This window comes from Nocardioides marmoraquaticus (assembly GCF_054777915.1).
Genome location: NZ_BAAHAA010000002.1, coordinates 62,455 through 83,124 on the forward strand (window position 1 = coordinate 62,455; position 20,670 = coordinate 83,124).

Genomic DNA, 20,670 nt, shown 5'->3' on the forward strand with positions numbered 1-20,670 from the left:
GCCCGCTCAGCGCTCCCCGCGCAGCAGGGACACCACGGTGCCGAGCTGGCCCTGGATCGTCGTCAGTCGACCCTCGACACCCTCCAGGCGACCCTCGACACCCTCGAGTCGACCCTCGACACCCTCCAGGCGACCCTCGACACCCTCCAGGCGACCCTCGACACCCTCCAGGCGACCCTCGAGGGCGGCGAGCCGGTCGTCGTGCGCGACCAGGTGCGCCTGCACCTCCCGGAGCCGGGAGTCGTGGCGGGTGGTGACGATCTGGATCTGGGCGAACACGTCGTAGATCGACTCGACGTCGTTCTCCACCCGTCGGACGCGTCGCTCGACCTCGGCACTGCTCATGGAGGTGAACCTACGTCGGCCGCGACCGACACGCCCGCGCCCGGTCGCGATCTGTGGACAACTCCTCAGCGCGGCAGCAGCGCCACCGCCGCTGGCACCAGGGGGGTCACCTCGAGGGTGCCGTCGACGGCGGCGAGGAGCGGGTGCCAGGCGACGGCGTCGGAGGTCAGGTCGTCAGCGGCGACACGAGGCTCCCCCGGGCCGACCGCGACCGCGTAGACGAGGTCGACGCCGTGGAAGTCCTCCTCGCGGCCGTCGGGCGCCGTGCCCGTGAAGTGCTCGTCGAGGGTGCCGAGCAGCCGCTCGACCTCCCCGGTCAGCCCGGTCTCCTCGGTCAGCTCGCGGTGGAGCGCTTCGAGCGGGCTCTCGCCGTGCTCGATCCCGCCGCCCGGCAGCGACCAGCGGCCCGGCCGAGGTCCGTGCACCGAGTTGCGCACCAGCAGCACCTCGTCGCCCCGCAGCACCAGCGCCTTGACGGCGAGCCGCTGGCGACGGGTCGGCTGCCACCCGGCCAGCGCCTCGCGCACCATCGGCACCGTCGGCACCACACCCGCCGCCACGTCGGCCACCGGCCACCAGCGCGCGTCGACCGTCGAGCCGTCGACCTCGACGACCCGGGGCTCCGGCGCGTCGGCGGCGACCCAGGCGTCGTACACCAGGCGCACGGAGTGCAGGTCGGTCGGCTGCGCCTCGCGGTCGACGACCCGGCGCGCCGAGCCGATCCAGCGGGGCGCCCCGACCGTGCAGTCGAGGCCGGTCTCCTCGCGCACCTCGCGGACCACCGCGTCGGCGGGGTGCTCGCCGAAGTCGAGGCCGCCGCCCGGCAGGGTCCACAGCTCGCTCTCGCTGAGGTACGGCGCCAACCGCGACAGCAGCACCTCGCCGGCCCGCACGACGACGGCGTACGCCGCGACCCGCTGGCGCTGTTGAGGCCGTGCCTGACCTGCTGCTGCGTGCTGATCGTCACCCACGTCCCCCCACGATAGGGGAGGTCTCGAAGTGCACCGGAGCGGTAGGTTTCCGCCGTGAGCGAGACCAGCCCACTGCCGACGGCGCCCCCACCCGCCAAGGTGCGCGACCCCTGGTTCGACAACGCCAAGATGATCCTGGTGACCCTCGTGGTCGTCGGCCACGCGTGGACCCTGCTGCCCCTCTTCGCCGACGACCCGGGCAGCCCGTCGGCCCGCGCGTTCGACAAGGCCGTCTACGACGCGCTCTACCTGTGGCACATCCCGGCGTTCGTCATCGTGACCGGCTACCTGTCCAGGTCCTTCGAGTACACCCTGCCGCGGCTGCGGCAGCTGGTGACGACGGTGGTGGTGCCCTACCTGATCTTCGAGGGCCTGCTGGTGCTCTTCCGCAGCACCTTCCTCGACGTCGAGTTCGAGAACGTCTGGCTCAGCCCGCACTGGCCGATGTGGTACCTCTCGGCGCTGTTCGTCTGGCGACTGCTGACACCCGTGCTCAAGCGCATGCCCGCCAAGGTCGTGGTCTCGGTCGGGGTGAGCCTGGCCGCCGGGCTGTTCGCCACCGACTACCTCGACAACGCCCGCATCCTGGGCCTGTTGCCCTTCTTCGCCCTCGGGCTCAAGCTGCACGAGGGTCACTGGGCGCTCCTCCGCACCCGTCGCGCCCGCTGGTACGGCGCCGCCGTGCTGGTGACGCTGGCCCTGCTGGCGCCGGTCATCGACGACCTCGTCGCCACCGAGTGGCTCTACTACCGCAGCCGCTACAGCGACATCGACCCGTCGGTCGACATCTCCGACGGACGCGTGTTCGTCGTCCGCGTGGTCATGCTCATCGGCGGCCTGGTCGGCGCCTTCGCGTTCTTCGCCGTCGTGCCGCGCGGGCGCACCTTCTTCACCTCGCTGGGCGGCGCGACCCTGGTCGTCTACCTCTACCACGGCTTCGTGGTGCTCTCGGCCGAGGCGCTGGGTTACGAGTCCTGGGCGGCGGACGCGTGGCCGCTGTCGTGGCTCGTCACCACGGCCACCGCCGTGGGCGTCGCCCTGCTGCTCGCCTGGACCCCGGTGTCGCAGCGGCTCGACCACCTGGTCGACCCGGTCGGGAGCCTCAGCCGACGGCGTCGTAGACGTCGGGACCGGGCCCCCACGTCGGCCTGACCGCCGACGCCGGCACCCTGTCCAGGCGCAGCGCCCGGCGTCGGTCCGGCGCGTGGCCGCCGAGGTGGGCCGGGTACCACGGCGCCCGCTCCCCCGGCCGGGGTCGGTGGTGCGGGAGCCGCTGCAGGCCCTCGAGCAGGTCGGTCATCCGGTGGCCGAGCTCGCGGGTGCGCACGACCACGTCGTCCGTCGGGGCGATGGTCATCGGCGCCCCGAGGGCCACGTCGACGCGGCGACGTCGGGTCCAGTCGACCGGTGGCGCGGGGTCGCCCACGCTGAACATCCGCTGCGGGCCCCACAGCGCCACCGGCACCAGGGGCGCCCCGGTCTCCCGGGCCAGCGCGACGAGGCCGGGCATCAGCGGGCGCACCGTGTAGGAGTAGGAGACCCCGGCCTCGGGGAATCCGCACACCGCCTCCCCGGCCCGCAGCAGCGCCCGCGCACGCAGGTAGGCGTGCACGGGGGCACGGCGGTCGACGGGCACGTGGCCCATGTGGTCCATCCACCACGACACCCCGAGGGCCTGCCACACGTCGTGGCGCGTCATGAAGCGCACGTAGCGGCCCCGGGTGACCGCGGCCCGCTCGACGAAGACGAAGTCGGGGAACGACACGTGCGTCGCCGCCAGTACCACCGGCCCGCTGCGGGGCAGGTGCTCGGCCCCGGTCCAGCGCACGTCGACGGCCATCGCCCGCAGGGCGGCGCGGCCCAGGCCGTTGACGAGGCGGTAGACCGGGTCGCGCACCGTCGGAGGTTAGGGCACGCGGCTCAGGAGAAGGGCGCGCGGGCGTCGAGCGAGACCGAACGACGGCCCGCCCAGCGCCACGCGCGGGCCGCGGCGTCACGGTCGGCGTCGGTCACGAGGTTGCCCATCCAGCGCAGGGCGAGGGTCATCATCCAGTGCGAGCGCATCCCCACCGGGCCGAGCGCCGGCAGCAGCCCCGGCACCGTCACGAGCCCGGCCAGCCGCCGGGCGATGGAGAACGACTCGCCGTAGTGCTCGCGCAGCAGCGCGGGCCAGCCGCGGGCCAGGTCGTCGCCCGCGACGATGGCGTCGGCCACCAAACGCCCGGTCTCGAGCCCGTAGTCGATGCCCTCGCCGTTGAGCGGGTTGACGCAGGCGGCCGCGTCGCCGATGAGCGCCCAGTTGGGCCCGGCGACGCCCGAGACCGCACCCCCCATCGGCAGCAGCGCACTGGTCGGCATCCGCAGCTCCCCCGAGAGCCCGAACTCCTCGCGGCGCAGGTCGGCGTAGTGCTGCATCAGCGGCCGGATCGCCACGTCGGCGGGTCGTGCGGCGGTGGCCAGGGTGCCGACGCCGAGGTTCACGGTGCCGTCGCCCAGCGGGAAGATCCAGCCGTAGCCCGACAGCACCTCGCCCGCCTCGTCGCGCAGCTCGAGGTGGCTGGAGATCCAGGGATCGTCGGAGGCGGTCGAGTCGACGTAGCTGCGGCCGGCCACGCCGTAGACGGTGTCGCGGTGCCACTCGCGGCCGAGCAGCTTGCCGAGCGGCGAGCGCACCCCGTCGGCCACGACGAGCTGCTGGCAGCGCACCTCCACGCGTTCGCCGGCCCCCTCGGTGCCGCGCGCACGCTCGAGCACCACGGCAGCCACCCGACCGCCGTCGCGGCGTACGTCGACCGCGCGGAGGCCGTCGGCACCGTGCGCGCCGGCCTTGACCGCCCGCGACCGGACGTGGTCGTCGAGCTCGGTGCGGGCCACGGCGGAGCCGTGGGCCGGCAGCGTGCCGCCCGGCCAGGGCAGCAGCAGGGTCTGCCCGAAGCCGTGGGCGCGCAGGCCCCAGTTGACGGTGTGCGAGCGCACCCAGTCGCCCAGCCCGAGCCGGTCGAGCTCGGCGACCGCGCGGGGCGTCAGGCCGTCGCCGCAGGTCTTGTCGCGGGGGAAGACCGCCGCGTCGGCGAGCACGACCTCACGACCGGCCTCGGCCAGCCACGCGGCCGCCGCGGCGCCGGCGGGCCCGGACCCGACGACCAGCACGTCGGTCTCGCGGGGCAGGGCGTGGGTGCTCACCGCCCCATTGTCCCAGCGGGCTCCCAACCGCGGCACGAGGGCCACGACCGGGAGCCCGCTGCGGAGCGGGCCCGACCTCAGGGCCTCCGGCAGGCCGGGTGCGAGAGCAGCTCGACGGCGGTGCTGCCGCACCAGGGGCCCTCGCCCCACCACCGAGGATGCCGTGGCGCGTCACGGGTCGCAGAGACCGACCGAGACGTCACAGCAGTCCCCTCGCTCGGAAGGCGCGGTCGTAGATCTCGCGCACGACGGCCTGCTTGCGGAGGTTGTACTGCATCGTGTGCTCCCCCGCGGCCCGGGCCGCGGCGGCAGCATCGCGCTTGGCAGCGGCGTACCGCTCGCGCTCCTCGGCGTGCTCGCGCAGCCAGTCGCGGAAGATCCGGTGCCGCACCGGCTCGGCCGCCCCGGGACCGAACACGTGCAGGTTGCAGCGCGGCGCCTCGTGCACCAGGCACCGGTGCTCCTGCCACCACGGCTCGCGCACCACCAGCACGAAACCGGCCCGCTCCAGCTCGGGCAGGTACGACGCCTCGGCCGCCGGGTCGGCGACGGTGAGGTCGAGGTCGACCACCGGCTTCGCCGGCAGCCCGGGCACGGCGGTGGAGCCGACGTGCTGCAGCCCCAGCACCCGCACGCCGAGCGCGTCACGCACCCGGGTCATCAGCGCCTCGGCGGTCCTCAGCCACCCCGGGTCGGGGTCGACGACCTCGACGTCGGTGCGGGGGCGGTGGACCCCCACCCAGGGAGTCCGTCCCGGCGGCGCCTCGTCGTCGTGGTGGCGGGTGATCTCCGAGCGGTCCACCGGCGCACCCTACGTCCGCGGACCACGAGCCTCCTGGACGCGCCAGACCCCCGCCCGGAGTCCCGGACGGGGGTCTGGTCTCAGCTGGCCTGACGGCCCTCGATCAGTTCTGGTAGGAACCGAAGTCGAAGTCGTCGAGGGCCACGGTGGGGGCGGCCTGACCGAAGTAGTCGTCACCGTAGTTGTCGTAGCCCGTGACGGCGTACGCCGCGGCGCGCGCCTCCTCGGTGGGCTCGACCCTCACGTTGCGGTAGCGCTCCAGGCCGGTGCCGGCCGGGATGAGCTTGCCGATGATGACGTTCTCCTTCAGACCCATCAGCGAGTCGGACTTGCCGTTGATCGCCGCGTCGGTCAGCACCCGGGTGGTCTCCTGGAAGGAGGCCGCCGAGAGCCACGACTCCGTGGCCAGCGAGGCCTTGGTGATGCCCATCAGCACCGGACGACCCGAGGCGGGCGTCTGGCCCTCGGAGACCGCGCGGCGGTTCTCCTCCTCGTAGCGCACTCGGTCGACGAGGTCGGACGGGAGCAGCTTGGTGTCGCCGGACTCGATCACCGTGACCCGGCGCAGCATCTGCCGGACGATGATCTCGATGTGCTTGTCGTGGATCGACACGCCCTGGCTGCGGTAGACCTGCTGGACCTCGGCCACCAGGTGCTCCTGGGCCTTGCGGACGCCGAGGATGCGGAGCACGTCCTGCGGGTCGGGGGTGCCCTGGGTCAGCTTCTGGCCCACACCGATGTGGTCGCCGTCGGCGACCAGCAGGCGCGAGCGCTTGCTGACGGGGTACTCCTGCACGTCCGAGCCGTCGTCGGGGGTGACGAGGACCTTGCGGGCCTTGTCGGTGTCCTCGATCTCGACCCGGCCGGCCGCCTCCGAGATGGGGGCGCGGCCCTTGGGCGAGCGGGCCTCGAAGAGCTCGACCACGCGGGGCAGGCCCTGCGTGATGTCGTCGGCCGAGGCCACACCACCGGTGTGGAAGGTGCGCATCGTCAGCTGCGTGCCGGGCTCACCGATCGACTGCGCCGCGATGATGCCGACGGCCTCACCGATGTCGACGAGCTTGCCGGTGGCCAGCGAGCGGCCGTAGCACTTGGCGCAGGTGCCGGTGCGGGCGTCGCAGGTGAGCACGGAGCGCACCTTGACCGTCTCGATGCCGGCCTGCACCAGCTCCTCGATGGTCGCGTCGCCGAGGTCGCCACCCGCCGGGACGACGACGTCGCCCGAGTCGGGGTGCACCACGTCGACGGCCGCCGCACGGGCGTACGCCGAGGTCTCGACGTTGTCGTCCTTGCGGACCACGCCGTCCTCGCCGCGGACGCCGATCACCTTGTTCATGCCGCGCTCGGTGCCGCAGTCGTCCTCACGGATGATGACGTCCTGCGACACGTCGACGAGACGACGCGTCAGGTAGCCCGAGTCGGCGGTGCGCAGCGCGGTGTCGGCCAGGCCCTTGCGGGCGCCGTGGGTGGAGATGAAGTACTCCAGCACCGACAGTCCCTCGCGGAAGTTGGCCTTGATCGGGCGCGGGATGATCTCGCCCTTCGGGTTGGCCACCAGACCACGCATGGCCGCCACCTGACGCATCTGCATCATGTTTCCGGACGCGCCGGAGTCGACCATCATGTAGATCGGGTTGAGCCGGGAGAAGTTCTTCTCCATGGCCCGCGCGACCTCGTTGGAGGCCTGCGTCCAGATCTCGATGAGCTCCTGGCGGCGCTCGTCGTCGGTGATCAGGCCCAGCTCGGCCTGGCTCTGCACCTTGGCCGCCTTGGCCTCGTAGCCCGAGAGGATCTCGGCCTTCGAGTCCGGGGTGACGACGTCCTCGATGGAGACCGTGACGCCCGAGATGGTGGCGTAGCGGAAGCCCGCCTCCTTCAGCGCGTCGAGCGAGTTGGCCACCTCGACCTTGGTGTAGCGCTCGGCGAGGTTGTTGACGATGCGACCCAGCTCGCGCTTGCCGACGCCGTAGTTGACGTACTCGTAGTTGGCCGGGAGCGTCTCGTTGAAGAGCGCACGGCCGAGCGTCGTCTCGCGGACCTCGTCGTCGATGCGGATGCGCACCTTCGACTGCAGCGCGATCTCGCCGCGGTCCATCGCCATGATCGCCTCGGCGACCGAGGAGAACGACCGGCCCTCGCCCACGGCGCCCTCGTCCTCACGGGTGAGGAAGAAGATGCCGATGATCATGTCCTGGGTCGGCATCGTCACCGGGCGACCGTCGGACGGCTTGAGGATGTTGTTGGTCGACAGCATCAGGATCCGCGCCTCGGCCTGGGCCTCGGCCGACAGCGGCAGGTGCACCGCCATCTGGTCACCGTCGAAGTCGGCGTTGAAGGCCGAGCACACGAGCGGGTGGATCTGGATGGCCTTGCCCTCGATCAGCTGCGGCTCGAAGGCCTGGATGCCGAGGCGGTGCAGCGTGGGTGCGCGGTTGAGCAGCACCGGGTGCTCCGCGATGACCTCCTCGAGCACGTCCCAGACCTCCGGACGCACGGCGCGCTCGACCATCCGCTTGGCGGACTTGATGTTCTGCGCGTGCGAGAGGTCGACCAGGCGCTTCATCACGAACGGCTTGAACAGCTCGATCGCCATGTACTTCGGCAGACCGCACTGGTGCAGCTTGAGCTGCGGTCCCGACACGATCACCGAGCGGCCGGAGTAGTCGACGCGCTTGCCGAGGAGGTTCTGGCGGAAGCGGCCCTGCTTGCCCTTGAGCATGTCGGACAGCGACTTCAGGGGCCGGTTGCCCGGTCCCGTGACGGGACGCCCGCGGCGGCCGTTGTCGAACAGCGAGTCGACGGCCTCCTGCAGCATCCGCTTCTCGTTGTTGACGATGATCTCGGGCGCGCCGAGGTCGAGCAGCCGCTTGAGGCGGTTGTTGCGGTTGATGACGCGGCGGTACAGGTCGTTGAGGTCGGAGGTCGCGAAGCGGCCACCGTCGAGCTGCACCATCGGACGCAGGTCCGGCGGGATCACCGGGACGGCGTCGAGCACCATGCCCATGGGCGAGTTGCCGGTCTTGCGGAAGGCGTCGACCACCTTGAGCCGCTTGAGCGCACGGACCTTCTTCTGGCCCTTGCCGTTGGCGATGGTGTCGCGGAGGTTCTCGACCTCCTCGGCGATGTCGAAGGTCTCGAGGCGCTTCTGGATCGCCGTGGCGCCCATGTGGCCCTCGAAGTACTTGCCGAACCACGCGGTCATCTCGCGGTAGAGCATCTCGTCGCCCATGAGGTCCTGGACCTTCAGGTTCTTGAAGGTGTTCCAGACCTCCTCGAGGCGGGCGAGCTCGGCGTCGGAGCGCTTGCGCATGGCGGTCATCTCGCGCTCGGCGCCGTCCTTGACCTTGCGCTTGGCGTCGGACTTGGCGCCCTCCTCCTCGAGCTGCGCCAGGTCGGTCTCGAGCTTCTTGGCCCGCTCCTCGATCTGGTTGTCGCGGCGGTTCTCGAGGCTCTTGCGCTGCAGCCCGACCTTGCCCTCGAGGTCGGAGAGGTCGCGGTGGCGCGCCTCGTCGTCGACGGAGGTGATCATGTAGGCGGCGAAGTAGATGACCTTCTCGAGGTCCTTCGGCGCCAGGTCGAGCAGGTAGCCGAGCCGGCTGGGGACACCCTTGAAGTACCAGATGTGGGTGACCGGGGCGGCCAGCTCGATGTGGCCCATGCGCTCGCGGCGCACCTTGGAACGGGTCACCTCGACGCCGCAGCGCTCGCAGATGATGCCCTTGAAGCGGACCCGCTTGTACTTACCGCAGTAGCACTCCCAGTCGCGGGTGGGTCCGAAGATCTTCTCGCAGAAGAGGCCGTCACGCTCGGGCTTGAGCGTGCGGTAGTTGATGGTCTCCGGCTTCTTGACCTCGCCGTGGCTCCAGGCGCGGATCTCGTCCGCGGTGGCCAGGCCGATCTTGAGCTGGTCGAAGAAATTCACGTCGAGCACAGTGGCTGCTTCCCTCGTGGTGTCTGTGAAGAGAGGTGGATCAGGGGGGTGGGGGGCGTCAGGCGGGGCGGTGCGGACCCGGAGGACCGCACCGCCCGCGCACTCACACCTCTTCGACCGAGCTGGGCTCGCGGCGCGACAGGTCGATGCCGAGCTCCTCGGCGGCACGGAAGACGTCGTCCTCCGCGTCGCGCATCTCGATCGCGGTGCCGTCCTGCGACAGCACCTCGACGTTGAGGCAGAGCGACTGCATCTCCTTGACGAGCACCTTGAACGACTCGGGGATGCCGGAGTCGGGGATGTTCTCGCCCTTGACGATGGCCTCGTAGACCTTGACGCGACCGGGCACGTCGTCGGACTTGATGGTGAGCAGCTCCTGCAGCGCGTACGCCGCGCCGTAGGCCTCCATCGCCCACACCTCCATCTCACCGAAGCGCTGGCCACCGAACTGGGCCTTACCGCCGAGCGGCTGCTGGGTGATCATCGAGTAGGGGCCGGTCGAGCGCGCGTGGATCTTGTCGTCGACCAGGTGGTGGAGCTTGAGGATGTACATGTAGCCCACCGACACCGGGTCGGGGAACGGCTCCCCGGAGCGGCCGTCGAACAGGTCGGCCTTGCCGGACTCGCCCACCATGCGCACGCCGTCGCGGTTGGGACGGCTGGCGCCGAGCAGACCCACGATCTCGTCCTCGCGGGCGCCGTCGAAGACGGGCGTCGCGACGTTGGTGTCGGGGTCGGCCTTGTCGGCGTGGATCTTGATGAGGCGCTGCTTCCAGTCCTCGTCGTTGCCGCCCTCGGAGAGGTCGAGGTCCCAGCCGTTCTTGGCCAGCCAGCCCAGGTGCAGCTCGAGGATCTGGCCGATGTTCATCCGGCGGGGCACGCCCAGCGGGTTGAGGATGACGTCGACCGGGGTGCCGTCCTCCATGAACGGCATGTCCTCGATCGGCAGGATCTTGGCGATGACGCCCTTGTTGCCGTGGCGCCCGGCGAGCTTGTCGCCGACCGAGATCTTGCGCTTCTGCGCGACGTAGACGCGCACCAGCTGGTTGACGCCCGGGGGCAGCTCGTCGCCGTCCTCGCGGTTGAACTCGCGGACGCCGATGACCGTGCCGGACTCGCCGTGCGGCACCTTCATCGAGGTGTCGCGCACCTCGCGCGCCTTCTCGCCGAAGATCGCGCGGAGCAGCCGCTCCTCCGGGGTCAGCTCGGTCTCGCCCTTGGGCGTGACCTTGCCGACCAGGATGTCGCCGGTGGTGACCTCGGCGCCGACGCGGATGATGCCGCGCTCGTCGAGGTCGGCCAGGACGTCGTCGGAGACGTTCGGGATGTCCCGGGTGATCTCCTCGGGGCCGAGCTTGGTGTCGCGGGCGTCGACCTCGTGCTCCTCGATGTGGATCGAGGTGAGGACGTCCTCCTGCACCAGGCGCTGGCTGAGGATGATGGCGTCCTCGTAGTTGTGGCCCTGCCACGGCATGAACGCCACGAGCAGGTTGGTGCCGAGCGCCATCTCGCCCTCGTCGGTGCACGGACCGTCGGCAATGGGGGTGCCCACCTCGACCCGGTCACCCTCGCTCACCAGCGGACGCTGGTTGATGCAGGTGCCCTGGTTGGAGCGGGTGAACTTCAGCAGCCGGTAGGACTTGTCGCCGCCCTCGTCGGTGAAGATCACGACCTCGTCGGCCGAGACGGACTTGACCACGCCGGCCACGTCGGAGGACACCACGTCGCCGGCGTCGACGGCGGCGCGGTACTCCATGCCGGTGCCGACCAGCGGCGCGTCGCTCTTGATGAGCGGCACGGCCTGGCGCTGCATGTTGGCCCCCATGAGGGCGCGGTTGGCGTCGTCGTGCTCGAGGAACGGGATCAGCGCGGTCGCGACCGACACCATCTGGCGCGGCGAGACGTCCATGAACTCGACCTCGTCGCGCGGGATGTCGACGGCCTCGCCGCCACGCGTGCGCACCAGCACCCGCTCGTCGACCAGGTTGCCCTGCTCGTCGAGGCGCGCGTTGGCCTGCGCGATGACGCGGGACTCCTCCTCGTCGGCGGTGAGGTGGTGGATCTCGTCGGTGACCCGGCCGTCGACGACGACGCGGTAGGGCGTCTCGACGAAGCCGAACGGGTTGATCCGGCCGTAGGAGGCCAGCGACCCGATCAGACCGATGTTGGGGCCCTCGGGCGTCTCGATCGGGCACATCCGGCCGTAGTGGCTGGGGTGCACGTCGCGGACGTCCATCTGCGCGCGGTCACGGCTGATGCCGCCGGGGCCGAGCGCGGAGAGGCGGCGCTTGTGGGTCAGACCGGCGATCGGGTTGGTCTGGTCCATGAACTGGCTCAGCTGCGAGGTGCCGAAGAACTCCTTCAGCGCCGCGACGACCGGACGGATGTTGATCAGCGACTGCGGCGTGATGGCCTCGACGTCCTGGGTCGTCATCCGCTCGCGGACCACCCGCTCCATGCGGGCCAGGCCGGTGCGCAGCTGGTTCTGGATCAGCTCGCCCACCGTGCGCATGCGGCGGTTGCCGAAGTGGTCGATGTCGTCGGCACGGACCTCGCGGGTCTCGCCGTGCGCGTCGACCACGGGCGTGCCGTCGGCCTGCTCGAGGGTCTCCTTGCCGGCGTGCAGCTCGACGATGTAGCGGATCGTCGCCACGATGTCGTCGACGGTCAGCGTCTGCTGGTCGAAGGCCTCGGTGGTGGCCAGCTTCTTGTTGATCTTGTAGCGGCCGACCTTGGCGAGGTCGTAGCGCTTGGGGTTGAAGTAGTAGTTCTGCAGCAGCGTCTGCGCAGCCTCGCGCGTCGGGGGCTCTCCCGGGCGGAGCTTGCGGTAGATGTCGAGCAGCGCCTCATCCTGCGTCTCGGTGTTGTCCTTCTCGAGGGTCGCCATGACGGACTCGTACTGGCCGAACTCCTCGCGGATCTGCTCGTTGGTCCAGCCGAGGGCCTTGAGCAGCACCGTGACGTTCTGCTTGCGCTTGCGGTCGAGGCGGACGCCGACCATGTCGCGCTTGTCGATCTCGAACTCGAGCCACGCACCGCGAGAAGGGATGACCTTCGCCGTGAAGATGTCCTTGTCGGAGGTCTTGTCGGCGCTGCGCTCGAAGTAGACGCCGGGCGAGCGGACCAGCTGCGAGACGACGACGCGCTCGGTGCCGTTGATGATGAAGGTGCCCTTGCGGGTCATCATCGGGAAGTCGCCCATGAAGACGGTCTGACCCTTGATCTCACCGGTCTCGCCGTTGGTGAACTCGGCGGAGACGTAGAGGGGGCGGGAGTAGGTGAAGTCCTTCTCCTTGCACTCCTCCTCGGTGTACTTCGGGTCGAGGAAGACGGGGTTCTCGAAGGAGAGCGACATCGTCTCCGAGAAGTCCTCGATCGGCGAGATCTCCTCGAAGATCTCGTGCAGGCCCGACTTGGTGGAGACGTCCTCGCCGTTCGCCTGGCGCTCGGAAACGCGCTGCTCCCAGCGCTCGTTGCCGACGAGCCAGTCGAAGCTGTCGGTCTGCAGCGCGAGCAGCTGCGGGACCTCGAGGGGTTCTGCGATCTTGGCGAAAGAGATGCGACGGGGTGAAGCGGCGTTACGGCGCGAAGCGGCCAAGGGTGGTGATCCTTCCGAGGCTCACGAAGTGGAGAAGTGCGCCACAGGACCCACCACAGGACCCGCCACCGGGAAGGCGAGCAGCATTTGAGGGAGGGCGCAAAGAATCAGGTTACAACATGCGCCCAGGCAGGGCCAATCCCGGGTGCACCCAGGTCGGGGTCCGGAGCCGACACCCTACCCCCGCCCCGCCCTCCCGGTCAGCAGGACGCCACGGCCCGGGTCGGGCCGTCCGGCTCGGCCCCTGGGCTCAGTAGCTGCGGACGTCGCTGACGAGCCAGCGCCCGTCGCGCTCCTGCATCGTCATCGAGACCCGGTTCAAGAAGACCTGCGGCTCCTGGTCCTGCTTCTCGGAGGTCTGGTTGACGAACACCAGCACCCGCGCGGTGCGGCCGTCGTCGGCGACGTCGACGACGCCCGAGCCGACGGCCTGCGCCTGCACCGTGGCCTTGGTCTGCACGGCAGCGCCCGGGGAGCCGTCGGGCTGCTCGGAGAGCAGCCGGAAGTTCTTGGTGAACTCCTGCTTGAAGTCGCCCGTCAGGTAGCCCTCGGCACGCTTCTGGTCGGTCGCGAGGTCCTCGTAGTCGTAGGACAGGATCGCCTCCGCCGCCTGCTCGGCGGCGACGGTCGCCTGGTCTCGGGCGTCGGCGACCCGCGCCTCGGCGCTGACCTCCCGGCCCAGCCAGACGCTGGCGCCGGCCAGGGCCAGCACGAGCACGAGCAGCGCCACCAGACCCAGGACGGGCGTGCGGCCCAGCGTCCGCACGAACCAGCCCGGGCTGCGCTGCCCCTCGTCGGTCGGTGCCGGCTCGTCTGCCGGCTCGGCTGCCGGCTCGTCTGCCGGCTCGGCTGTCGGCTCGGCTGCCGGCTCGGCTGCCGGCTCGTCGAGCACCGTGGCCGCAGGCTGGGTCGCCCGCGCCGCCGGGGCCTCGAGCGTCGCGTCGTACGCCGCTCGACGGGCAGGTTCGAGCAGGGTCTCGGCGGCCTCGTTGGCCGCGCGGAACTGACCGGAGCCGGGCTCGGCGCGGTCGGTGGCGGCGCGCCAGGCGGCACGGACCTCCTCGGCCGAGGCGTCGCGCTCGACGCCGAGGACGTCGTACCAGGTCGGGGCGGCCATGCGATCAGCTCACCGGGGTGAAGCCGTCGACCAGCCAGTCGCCGTCGACCTTCACCAGGTCGATGGCCCAGCGGTAGTGGTGCTCGATGTCGCCCTGCTTGGTGCTGACGTCGGCGTCGTGGGCGACGAGCACCGTGGCCTTGTCGGAGGTGAGGTCGGAGACGCCGGTGACGAGGACCTTGCCGGTGCCCTTGACCTCGGCGGTGCGGTAGGCGTCCTCCAGCGCCTCGAGCGTGCCCTTGTTCTCCTTCTTGGCCTTCGTGGTCAGCAGCGCGTCGACACCCTCGACGTACTCGTCGAACTTGCTGCCGTCGACGTTGTCCATGCGCAGCGTGAACTGCTCGGCCACCGTCGTGGCCTCGGCCCGCTCGCGGGCGGAGGGCAGCACGGGCCCCGCCGACGGGTCGAACGGGTCGGCGGTCGGGTTGGCCTTGCGGTAGGCGAGGTAGCCGGTAGAGACGAGGCCGACGACGAGCAGCAGCGCCAGCACCAGGGCGGTCGCCGCGCGGGCGACCGACCCGGTCGCGATAGCACGGGCAGGACGGTCGGCGGCGGGACGGGGGTCCTCGCCGTGGACGTCAGGCATGGGGAGACTCCTGGCTACTGGTTGCTGGGCAACGCCGGCTGCAGCAGCGACCACTTCCAGGCGTCGGTCCCGAAGACCGCGTCCGCGCCGCCGTCGTAGGCGATGCGCGGCTCGGTGCCGTCGGCCCAGACGACGTCGCCGCTGGTGGGATCGTACGTCGCCACCGGTGAGCGGAAGGCCGTGCCGGCCCGGTTGGCCGGCGTCTTCTCGGCGCCGCGGGGGTTCTTCGAGCCGTCGCGGCAGCCGACGTCCTCGGGCAGCGGCTTCTCGGAGCGGTCCTGGGGGTCGCGCGGCGGACGCACGTAGCCGGCCTCGCAGACCGGGGACTGCAGCGAGCTCAGCACGAGGCCGAAGTTGGCGTTGTAGACGCCGCCGCCCTGGGGGTTGGCGACGGTGTAGCCGCCCGCGACGACGTAGGGGTAGATGACCATCAGCTGGCGGATGCCCGGCAGGTACTGCCGCACGACCTCGCCGGTCGTGACCAGCTTGTTGATCAGCTGGCCGAGGTCGACCCGGTTGCGCTCGAGGAAGACGCGCAGCTCGTCGGCGGTCGCCGAGCCCTCGTCGATGACGCGGCGCAGGTCGGCGTCGCTCGACGCCAGCGTGTCGGTGAACAGCCGCAGGTCGCGCGAGAAGCTGCGGATCGCCGAGCCCTTGTCGACCTGCGTCTGCAGCACGGTGCGGCCGTCGCGGATCAGCCGCACGGTGCTGGCGAAGTTGGCGTCGGCGGTGTCGATGAACTCCGTCGAGGTGTCGATGATCTGGCCGATGTCGGGACCGGCGCCCTCGAAGGCCGCACCCGCCTCGGCGATCACGGTGCGCAGGTCGCCCTGCGGTACGGACCCGACGAAGTTGGTCAGGTCGGTGAGCAGCTTGGTCGTCTGGATGGGGGTCTCGGTGTCGGCGGTGTCGATGGTCGAGCCCTGCTCGAGGTAGGGCCCGGAGTCCTGCTGCGGCTGCAGCTCGACGTACTGCTCGCCGACCGCCGACTTGTTGCCGACCAGTGCCAGGGTGTCGGCCGGGATGTCGTCGTGGTCCTTCTCGATCGACAGCTCGACGTCGACCCCGTCGCGGGTGAGCTTCAGGTCGGCGACCCGGCCCACCTGGACGCCGCGGTAGGTGACCTCGGCGTCGGTGAAGATGCCGCCGGACTGCGCGAACGCCGCCGTCACGGTGTAGGTGGAGTCGTAGAACAGCCGGTCGAGGCGGGCGTAGCGCGCCCCGACGTAGGTGACGCCGACGAGCGTGATGATCAGGAAGATCAGCAGCTGTCGCTTCGTGGTCGCGGTGATCATCGGGTCGTCGCCACCCCTTGCATCAGCAGCGTGCCGATCCCCGGGTCCAGGCCGCGGCGGCCCAGGTCGAAGGGATCGATCTGGAACGGGTCGTCGTACGCCGGCGCGGCCCGGCCGGTGAGCCCGCCGAGCAGGCCACCGCCTCCGTCGCCGCCGAGGAGGCTGCCGCCGCCGGAGCCGCCCAGGGCGCCGCCGACGGCACCGAGGGTGCCATCGAGCAGGTCTTGTACCTGTGGCGGTGTCAGAATGCCTAGGAGGTCCAGGACATCGGGCAGGAGTGCCCCCGCCCGCTCTATCACGTCGGTCACGTCAATGACCTCGCAGTTGTCTTTCACAGCCTGGACAACGTCGCGCAGGATGCGCCGCGTTAGCACAGTCGCCAGCCTCTGCTGCTCGCGCTTCGAGATCAGAGGAGTGTCTGGCAAGGCAGCCACGGCGCGGTCCACGCCTCGCGTCACGTTTGCGCGCGTGGTGTCGAGAAGCTGATCCACGGTCGGGCACAGCGGTGCCAAGGGGTTGTCGATCTCGATGGGTCCGATCGGCAGGTCGGCGAGGTCGAGGTCGAGGTCGACCGAGAGGTTGGTGTAGTCGCCTTGGCGGAACTGGCGCGCGACCTGCGGGTCGCGACCGACCGCCTCGTCGATGAAGGGGTAGGTCAGGATCACGTTGATGGAGTCGGGCACGTCCTGCCCGGCGTCGGCAAGGTTGCGCAGCACCGGACCGAGGTCGCGCAGGCTGTTGATGGTCGCCTGCTTGGACTCACGGATGACGCGGGTGCCGATGCCGGAGAGCCGGTCGAGCGAGCGCAGCAGCCGGACCAGGTCGTCGCGCTGGCGGTTCAGCGAGCGCAGCGCCGCCGGCACGTCGTCGAGGGCGTTCTCGATGGTGCCCTGCTGGGCGCGGGCCTCGCGGGCGAGCCGGTTGGTGTTCTCGAGGGCCGCGACGATGGTGGCGCGGTTGTCGTCGAGGGTGCCGACGAAGGTGCTGATCTGCCGCAGCACCGAGCGGACGTCGCCGGACCGGCCGTCGAGGGCGAGGTTGAGCTCCTCGGTGATGCTCTTGAGCTGGCCGACCCCGCCGCCGTTGAGCAGCAGGGCGAGCGCACCGAAGACCTCCTCGATCTCCGGGTTGCGGCCGGTGCGGTCGAGGCCGATCACGGCGTCGTCGGCGAGCAGGTCGCTGCTGGGGTCGCTCGGCTCCTCGAGCGAGACGAACTTCTCGCCCAGGAGACTGGTCTGGCGCAGCTGGGCGGCGGTGTTCGCCGGGATCTTGGCGTCGCGCCGGATCGACATCTCGACCTCGGCGACGTAGCCGTCGAGCGACACCGCGGTCACCTTGCCGACGTTGACGTCGTCGAGCTTGACCGTGGAGTTCGGCACCAGGTCGAGCACGTCGCGGAAGCGCGCGGTCACGGTGATCGGGTCGTCGCCGGCGTCGGGGCCACCGGGCAGCGGGGCGTCGTAGACCGAGCAACCGGTGAGGGCGAGCGCGCCGACCACGGCACCGACCACGGCCTTGACGCCGCCCCTGCGGGCACGGGCGAGGGCGTTCACGGCGCCACCTCCAGCAGCCCGCCGAGCGAGCGGTCGACGGGGGTCCGGGTGACGGTGCCGGGCTTGCTGCCCGGCAGCGCGGCCGCACGGCCGGTCAGGCCCTGCAAGCCCTCGAGGCTCGGCGCACCGGTGCCGCCCTGCTGCTGCAGAGTTTCAATCACACCGCCGAGCCTGTCGCAGGTGCCGGCTGGCACATTTGAGCCGAGGAGGCCGCAGACAAAGCGAAGTGGGTTCTCGAGCAGTCGTGTCTCGAGCTGGCCGAAGTCGTTGCGGACGTCGAGCGTGCCGGCGTCGGTGTTGCCGGCGAGGAACAGGTTGTTGAGGGCGGCCGGGGCCGTGCGCAGGATCTGGTCGAGCTCGTCTCGGCGGTCGACCAGGGTCGTGGCGAGCCGGTTGAGGCCCTTGATGTTGCGCGACAGGGCGCCCTTGTTCTCCTGGACGAAGGTGCGGATCTCACGCATCGCGACGCCGAGGTCGCGCAGCGCCTGCGCGAGCTCCTGACGCTCGTCGGCGAGTACCGCGGCGCCGCTCTGCAGCGAGTCGTTGAAGGCACGCACGGTGTCGTCGTTCTCGGCCAGCGTGGTCGTGAACTGCTGCACCTGCTCGAGGGAGCCGAAGAGCTCGTCCTTGTTGTCGGCCAGCGTCTTGGTGAGCGCGCCGACGTCCTCCAGGGTCTGGTTGAGCTGGGCCCCCTGGCCGCCGAGGTTGCGGGCGGTGGAGTCGAGCAGCCGGGTGAGCGGGCCGACGCCGCCCTCGACCGGCCGGTTGGTCTGCTCGGGGCCGAGCGCGACCGTCAGCTGGTTGATCGAGCCGAAGATCTCGTCGAGCTCGAGCGGGGTCGCGGTCTGCTCGACGCCGAGGGTGGCGCCGTCGGGCAGCTTCTCGCCGCCGTCGTACGCCGGGGTCAGCTGCACGAAGCGGTCGCCGACGATGGTCGGCGCGATGATGGCGGCCTTGGCGTCGGCCGGGACGTCGTACTTCGCGTCGTAGCTCATCTCGACCCGGACGACGGTGCCGCGCGGCACCACGGTCTCCACGGTGCCGACCGCGACGCCGAGGATGCGCACGTCGGAGCCCTCGTAGAGCGAGACGGTGCGGGGGAAGTCGGCGGTCAGGTAGCGCTTCTCGCCCCCCGGCCAGAACAGCACGAGGGCACCGACGACCAGCGCGACCACGAGGACCACGCCGATGAGCGGATTGATCTTGGACAGCGCGCGCATCAGTTCGACCCTCCCGTGGGCAGCGGGAGCTTGGGGGTGGTGAAGGGGAAGTTCTCGATCGCCACCTCGAACCACGGGCCGTTGCCAAGGACGTTGGTGAAGACGCGGTAGAACGGCGCCATCAGGCGCAGCGCCTCGTCGAGGTTGTTCTGGTTCTTCAGCAGGACGTCGACGACGCCCTCGAGGTTGCGCAGCGCCGGCTTGAGGTCGGCGCGCGACTCGCGCACCAGCGCGGTCAGCTCGCGCGAGAGCCGGCTGGTGGAGACGAGCAGGGTGTTGACGGCCTCGCGGCGCGCCACCAGGGCCCGCAGCACGAGGTCGCTGTTGCGCATCAGCTCGACGAGGTCGTCGTCGCGGGCGGCCAGGGTGCCGGAGACGGTGTCGAGGTTGCGGAGCAGCTCGCCGATCTCGTCGTTGCGGCTGGCCACGGTGCGCGAGAGGCGCGAGAGCCCACGCAGGGTGCCCTGGAACGCCGCCGGCGTGTCGTCGGTGAGCTCGGCCAGGGTGTCGACGGCCTCGGCCAGCTGGTCGGTGTCGATGGCCTCGGCACGCGAGGCCAGGCCCTCGAAGGCGGAGACGACGTCGAAGGCCGAGGTGGTGCGGCTGCGCGGGATGGTGGAGCCGGCCTCGAGCTGGCCCTCCCCCGCCGGCACGAGCGCGACGAAGACGTCGCCCAGCAGGGTCTTGACCCGGATGTCGGCCTCGGTCTCGGTGCCGAACTTCGACGGGGTGTCGACGCGGAGCTCGGCGACGACCTGGTTGCCGTCGAGCTCCATGCTCTCGACCTGGCCGACGCGGACGCCGGCGATGCGGACCTCGTCGCCGGCCTTGAGCCCGCTGGCGTCGGAGAAGGCCGCCTTGTAGGTGTCGCCGCCGCCGATGAGCGGCAGCGCGGCCGCGTTGAAGGCGGCGAGCAGCAGGGCGGCGATGACGGCGATGCTGATGGCGCCGATCACCACCGGGTTGCGCTCGCGGAACGGGGTGCTCATGACAGGTTGCACCTCCTGTCCTCGTCGAGCAGGCTCGTGGAGTAGGTCACCGTCGTCAGCTTCCTGCCGTTGAGCTGCACGTTGGCGTTGAACTGGCAGAGGTAGAAGTTGAAGAACGAGCCGTTGACGGCCGTGCGGCCGATCTTCTCCAGCTTGATCGGGAGGATCTGCAGCGAGCGGTCGATCTCGCCACGGCCCTCCACGAGGTTGCCGCTGAGGCGTCGCAGCTGCTTGACGTCCTCCACGAGGGGCTCGCGGATGCCGACGGCGAGGTCGGCGGTCTCGTTGGCCAGCGCGGAGATCGAGTCGAGCGACCCCAGGATCGCCTCCCGGTCGTCGGCCAGGCCCTTCATCAGGTCACGGAAGTCGGTGATCAACCCGTTGAGCTGGGCGTCGCGCTCCGAGAGCGTGCCGAGCACGGAGTTCAGGTTGGTGATGACCTCGCCGATGATGCGGTCGCGGTCGGCGAGCTCGTTGGTCAGCGACGCGGTGCTCTGCAGCAGGCCGTTGAGGGTGCCGCCCTCGCCCTGGAAGGTCGCGACGACCTCGGCCGACAGCTTGTTGATGTCGGCCGGCGACAGCGCCGTGAACAGCGGCTTGAAGCCGTTGAAGAGCACGGTCAGGTCGAGCGCCGGCTCGGTGCGCTCGAGCGGGATGGTGCTGTCCTGCGGCAGGCGCTCGAGGCTGCCCACGCCCTGCGTCAACGAGATGTAGCGCTGGCCGACCAGGTTGCGGTAGCGGATGTTGGCCGTCGAGCTCTCGGTGACGACCGAGGAGTTGGCGACGCTGAAGGTGATCAGCGCCCGGTCGCGGTCGACGATCTCGACGCCCTTGACCGACCCCACCTTGACGCCCGCGATGCGGATGTCGTCGCCCTTCACGACGCCGGTGGCGTCGCTGAAGACCGCCTTGTAGTCGCGCGCGGAGGCGAAGGTGAAGTTGCCGATGAGGATCACGAGCACGCCCGTGGCGAGCGAGGTGACCAGGATGAACACCATGAGGCGGACCAGGTCGGCACTGGTCTTCTTGTCGAGGACGCTCATCGGGGCCCCCGCTCTGGTGTGGGCGAGGCGAGCAGCA

Annotated in this window: 15 protein-coding genes; 1 reads left to right on the forward strand and 14 read right to left on the reverse strand. The window is 70.6% G+C overall.

What is annotated here, in order from left to right:
* Positions 1-6 precede the first annotated feature (6 nt).
* A complete protein-coding gene (locus ACYU8I_RS01910) occupies positions 7-345 on the reverse strand; it encodes a hypothetical protein (protein ID WP_460836813.1) in 339 nt (112 codons plus the stop codon).
* Between the two features lie 65 nt (positions 346-410).
* Positions 411-1,316: an NUDIX hydrolase gene (locus ACYU8I_RS01915; protein ID WP_460836817.1), complete on the reverse strand. Its 906-nt coding sequence runs from the start codon at positions 1,314-1,316 to the stop codon at positions 411-413.
* A 54-nt stretch (positions 1,317-1,370) separates the two neighbouring features.
* On the opposite strand from ACYU8I_RS01915, the gene ACYU8I_RS01920 reads away from it, so the two are divergent.
* Complete coding sequence (locus ACYU8I_RS01920; RefSeq protein ID WP_460836820.1) at positions 1,371-2,468, forward strand: acyltransferase family protein; 1,098 nt, start codon at positions 1,371-1,373, stop codon at positions 2,466-2,468.
* Here ACYU8I_RS01920 and ACYU8I_RS01925 read toward each other — a convergent pair.
* From ACYU8I_RS01925 to ACYU8I_RS01980, 12 genes are all read right to left on the reverse strand, one after another.
* Positions 2,419-3,213 (reverse strand): lysophospholipid acyltransferase family protein, encoded by a 795-nt coding sequence (locus ACYU8I_RS01925; RefSeq protein ID WP_460836822.1) that lies wholly within the window; start codon positions 3,211-3,213, stop codon positions 2,419-2,421. The genes ACYU8I_RS01920 and ACYU8I_RS01925 overlap by 50 nt on opposite strands.
* A 23-nt stretch (positions 3,214-3,236) precedes the next feature.
* Positions 3,237-4,499 (reverse strand): geranylgeranyl reductase family protein, encoded by a 1,263-nt coding sequence (locus tag ACYU8I_RS01930; RefSeq protein ID WP_460836824.1) that lies wholly within the window; start codon positions 4,497-4,499, stop codon positions 3,237-3,239.
* A gap of 199 nt (positions 4,500-4,698) precedes the next feature.
* Positions 4,699-5,301 (reverse strand): GrpB family protein, encoded by a 603-nt coding sequence (locus tag ACYU8I_RS01935; protein WP_460836826.1) that lies wholly within the window; start codon positions 5,299-5,301, stop codon positions 4,699-4,701.
* Between the two features lie 103 nt (positions 5,302-5,404).
* Complete coding sequence (locus ACYU8I_RS01940) at positions 5,405-9,232, reverse strand: DNA-directed RNA polymerase subunit beta' (protein ID WP_460836828.1); 3,828 nt, start codon at positions 9,230-9,232, stop codon at positions 5,405-5,407.
* A 103-nt stretch (positions 9,233-9,335) separates the two neighbouring features.
* On the reverse strand, positions 9,336-12,830 hold the full coding sequence (gene rpoB / locus ACYU8I_RS01945; RefSeq protein ID WP_460836831.1) for a DNA-directed RNA polymerase subunit beta: 3,495 nt from the start codon (positions 12,828-12,830) through the stop codon (positions 9,336-9,338).
* 250 nt (positions 12,831-13,080) lie between these two features.
* On the reverse strand, positions 13,081-13,947 hold the full coding sequence (locus tag ACYU8I_RS01950) for a DnaJ domain-containing protein (protein WP_460836833.1): 867 nt from the start codon (positions 13,945-13,947) through the stop codon (positions 13,081-13,083).
* A gap of 4 nt (positions 13,948-13,951) precedes the next feature.
* Positions 13,952-14,533, reverse strand: a complete 582-nt coding sequence (locus tag ACYU8I_RS01955) for a hypothetical protein (RefSeq protein WP_460836835.1) — start codon at positions 14,531-14,533, stop codon at positions 13,952-13,954.
* Positions 14,534-14,547: 14 nt separating this feature from the next.
* The gene (locus tag ACYU8I_RS01960; protein ID WP_460836837.1) at positions 14,548-15,828 is read right to left on the reverse strand and encodes an MlaD family protein; all 1,281 of its coding nucleotides are present in this window, start codon (positions 15,826-15,828) and stop codon (positions 14,548-14,550) included.
* On the reverse strand, positions 15,825-17,381 hold the full coding sequence (locus ACYU8I_RS01965) for an MCE family protein (RefSeq protein ID WP_460836840.1): 1,557 nt from the start codon (positions 17,379-17,381) through the stop codon (positions 15,825-15,827). The genes ACYU8I_RS01960 and ACYU8I_RS01965 overlap by 4 nt, the downstream gene beginning before the upstream one ends.
* Complete coding sequence (locus ACYU8I_RS01970; protein WP_460836842.1) at positions 17,378-18,601, reverse strand: MCE family protein; 1,224 nt, start codon at positions 18,599-18,601, stop codon at positions 17,378-17,380. Before ACYU8I_RS01970 ends, ACYU8I_RS01965 begins: the two co-directional genes overlap by 4 nt.
* Positions 18,601-19,590 (reverse strand): MCE family protein, encoded by a 990-nt coding sequence (locus ACYU8I_RS01975; RefSeq protein WP_460836845.1) that lies wholly within the window; start codon positions 19,588-19,590, stop codon positions 18,601-18,603. Before ACYU8I_RS01975 ends, ACYU8I_RS01970 begins: the two co-directional genes overlap by 1 nt.
* Positions 19,587-20,633, reverse strand: coding sequence for an MCE family protein (locus ACYU8I_RS01980; protein ID WP_460836848.1), 1,047 nt, complete (start codon positions 20,631-20,633; stop codon positions 19,587-19,589). Before ACYU8I_RS01980 ends, ACYU8I_RS01975 begins: the two co-directional genes overlap by 4 nt.
* Positions 20,634-20,670: the final 37 nt, after the last annotated feature.

Excerpts from the sequence above, each read along its gene's own strand:
- ACYU8I_RS01910 (WP_460836813.1), bottom strand. The coding sequence starts at position 345 with ATGAGCAGTGCCGAGGTCGAGCGACGCGTCCGACGGGTGGAGAACGAC.
- ACYU8I_RS01950 (WP_460836833.1), bottom strand. The coding sequence starts at position 13,947 with ATGGCCGCCCCGACCTGGTACGACGTCCTCGGCGTCGAGCGCGACGCC.
- ACYU8I_RS01955 (WP_460836835.1), bottom strand. The coding sequence starts at position 14,533 with ATGCCTGACGTCCACGGCGAGGACCCCCGTCCCGCCGCCGACCGTCCT.
- ACYU8I_RS01960 (WP_460836837.1), bottom strand. The coding sequence starts at position 15,828 with ATGATCACCGCGACCACGAAGCGACAGCTGCTGATCTTCCTGATCATC.
- ACYU8I_RS01970 (WP_460836842.1), bottom strand. The coding sequence starts at position 18,601 with ATGCGCGCGCTGTCCAAGATCAATCCGCTCATCGGCGTGGTCCTCGTG.
- ACYU8I_RS01975 (WP_460836845.1), bottom strand. The coding sequence starts at position 19,590 with ATGAGCACCCCGTTCCGCGAGCGCAACCCGGTGGTGATCGGCGCCATC.
- ACYU8I_RS01980 (WP_460836848.1), bottom strand. The coding sequence starts at position 20,633 with ATGAGCGTCCTCGACAAGAAGACCAGTGCCGACCTGGTCCGCCTCATG.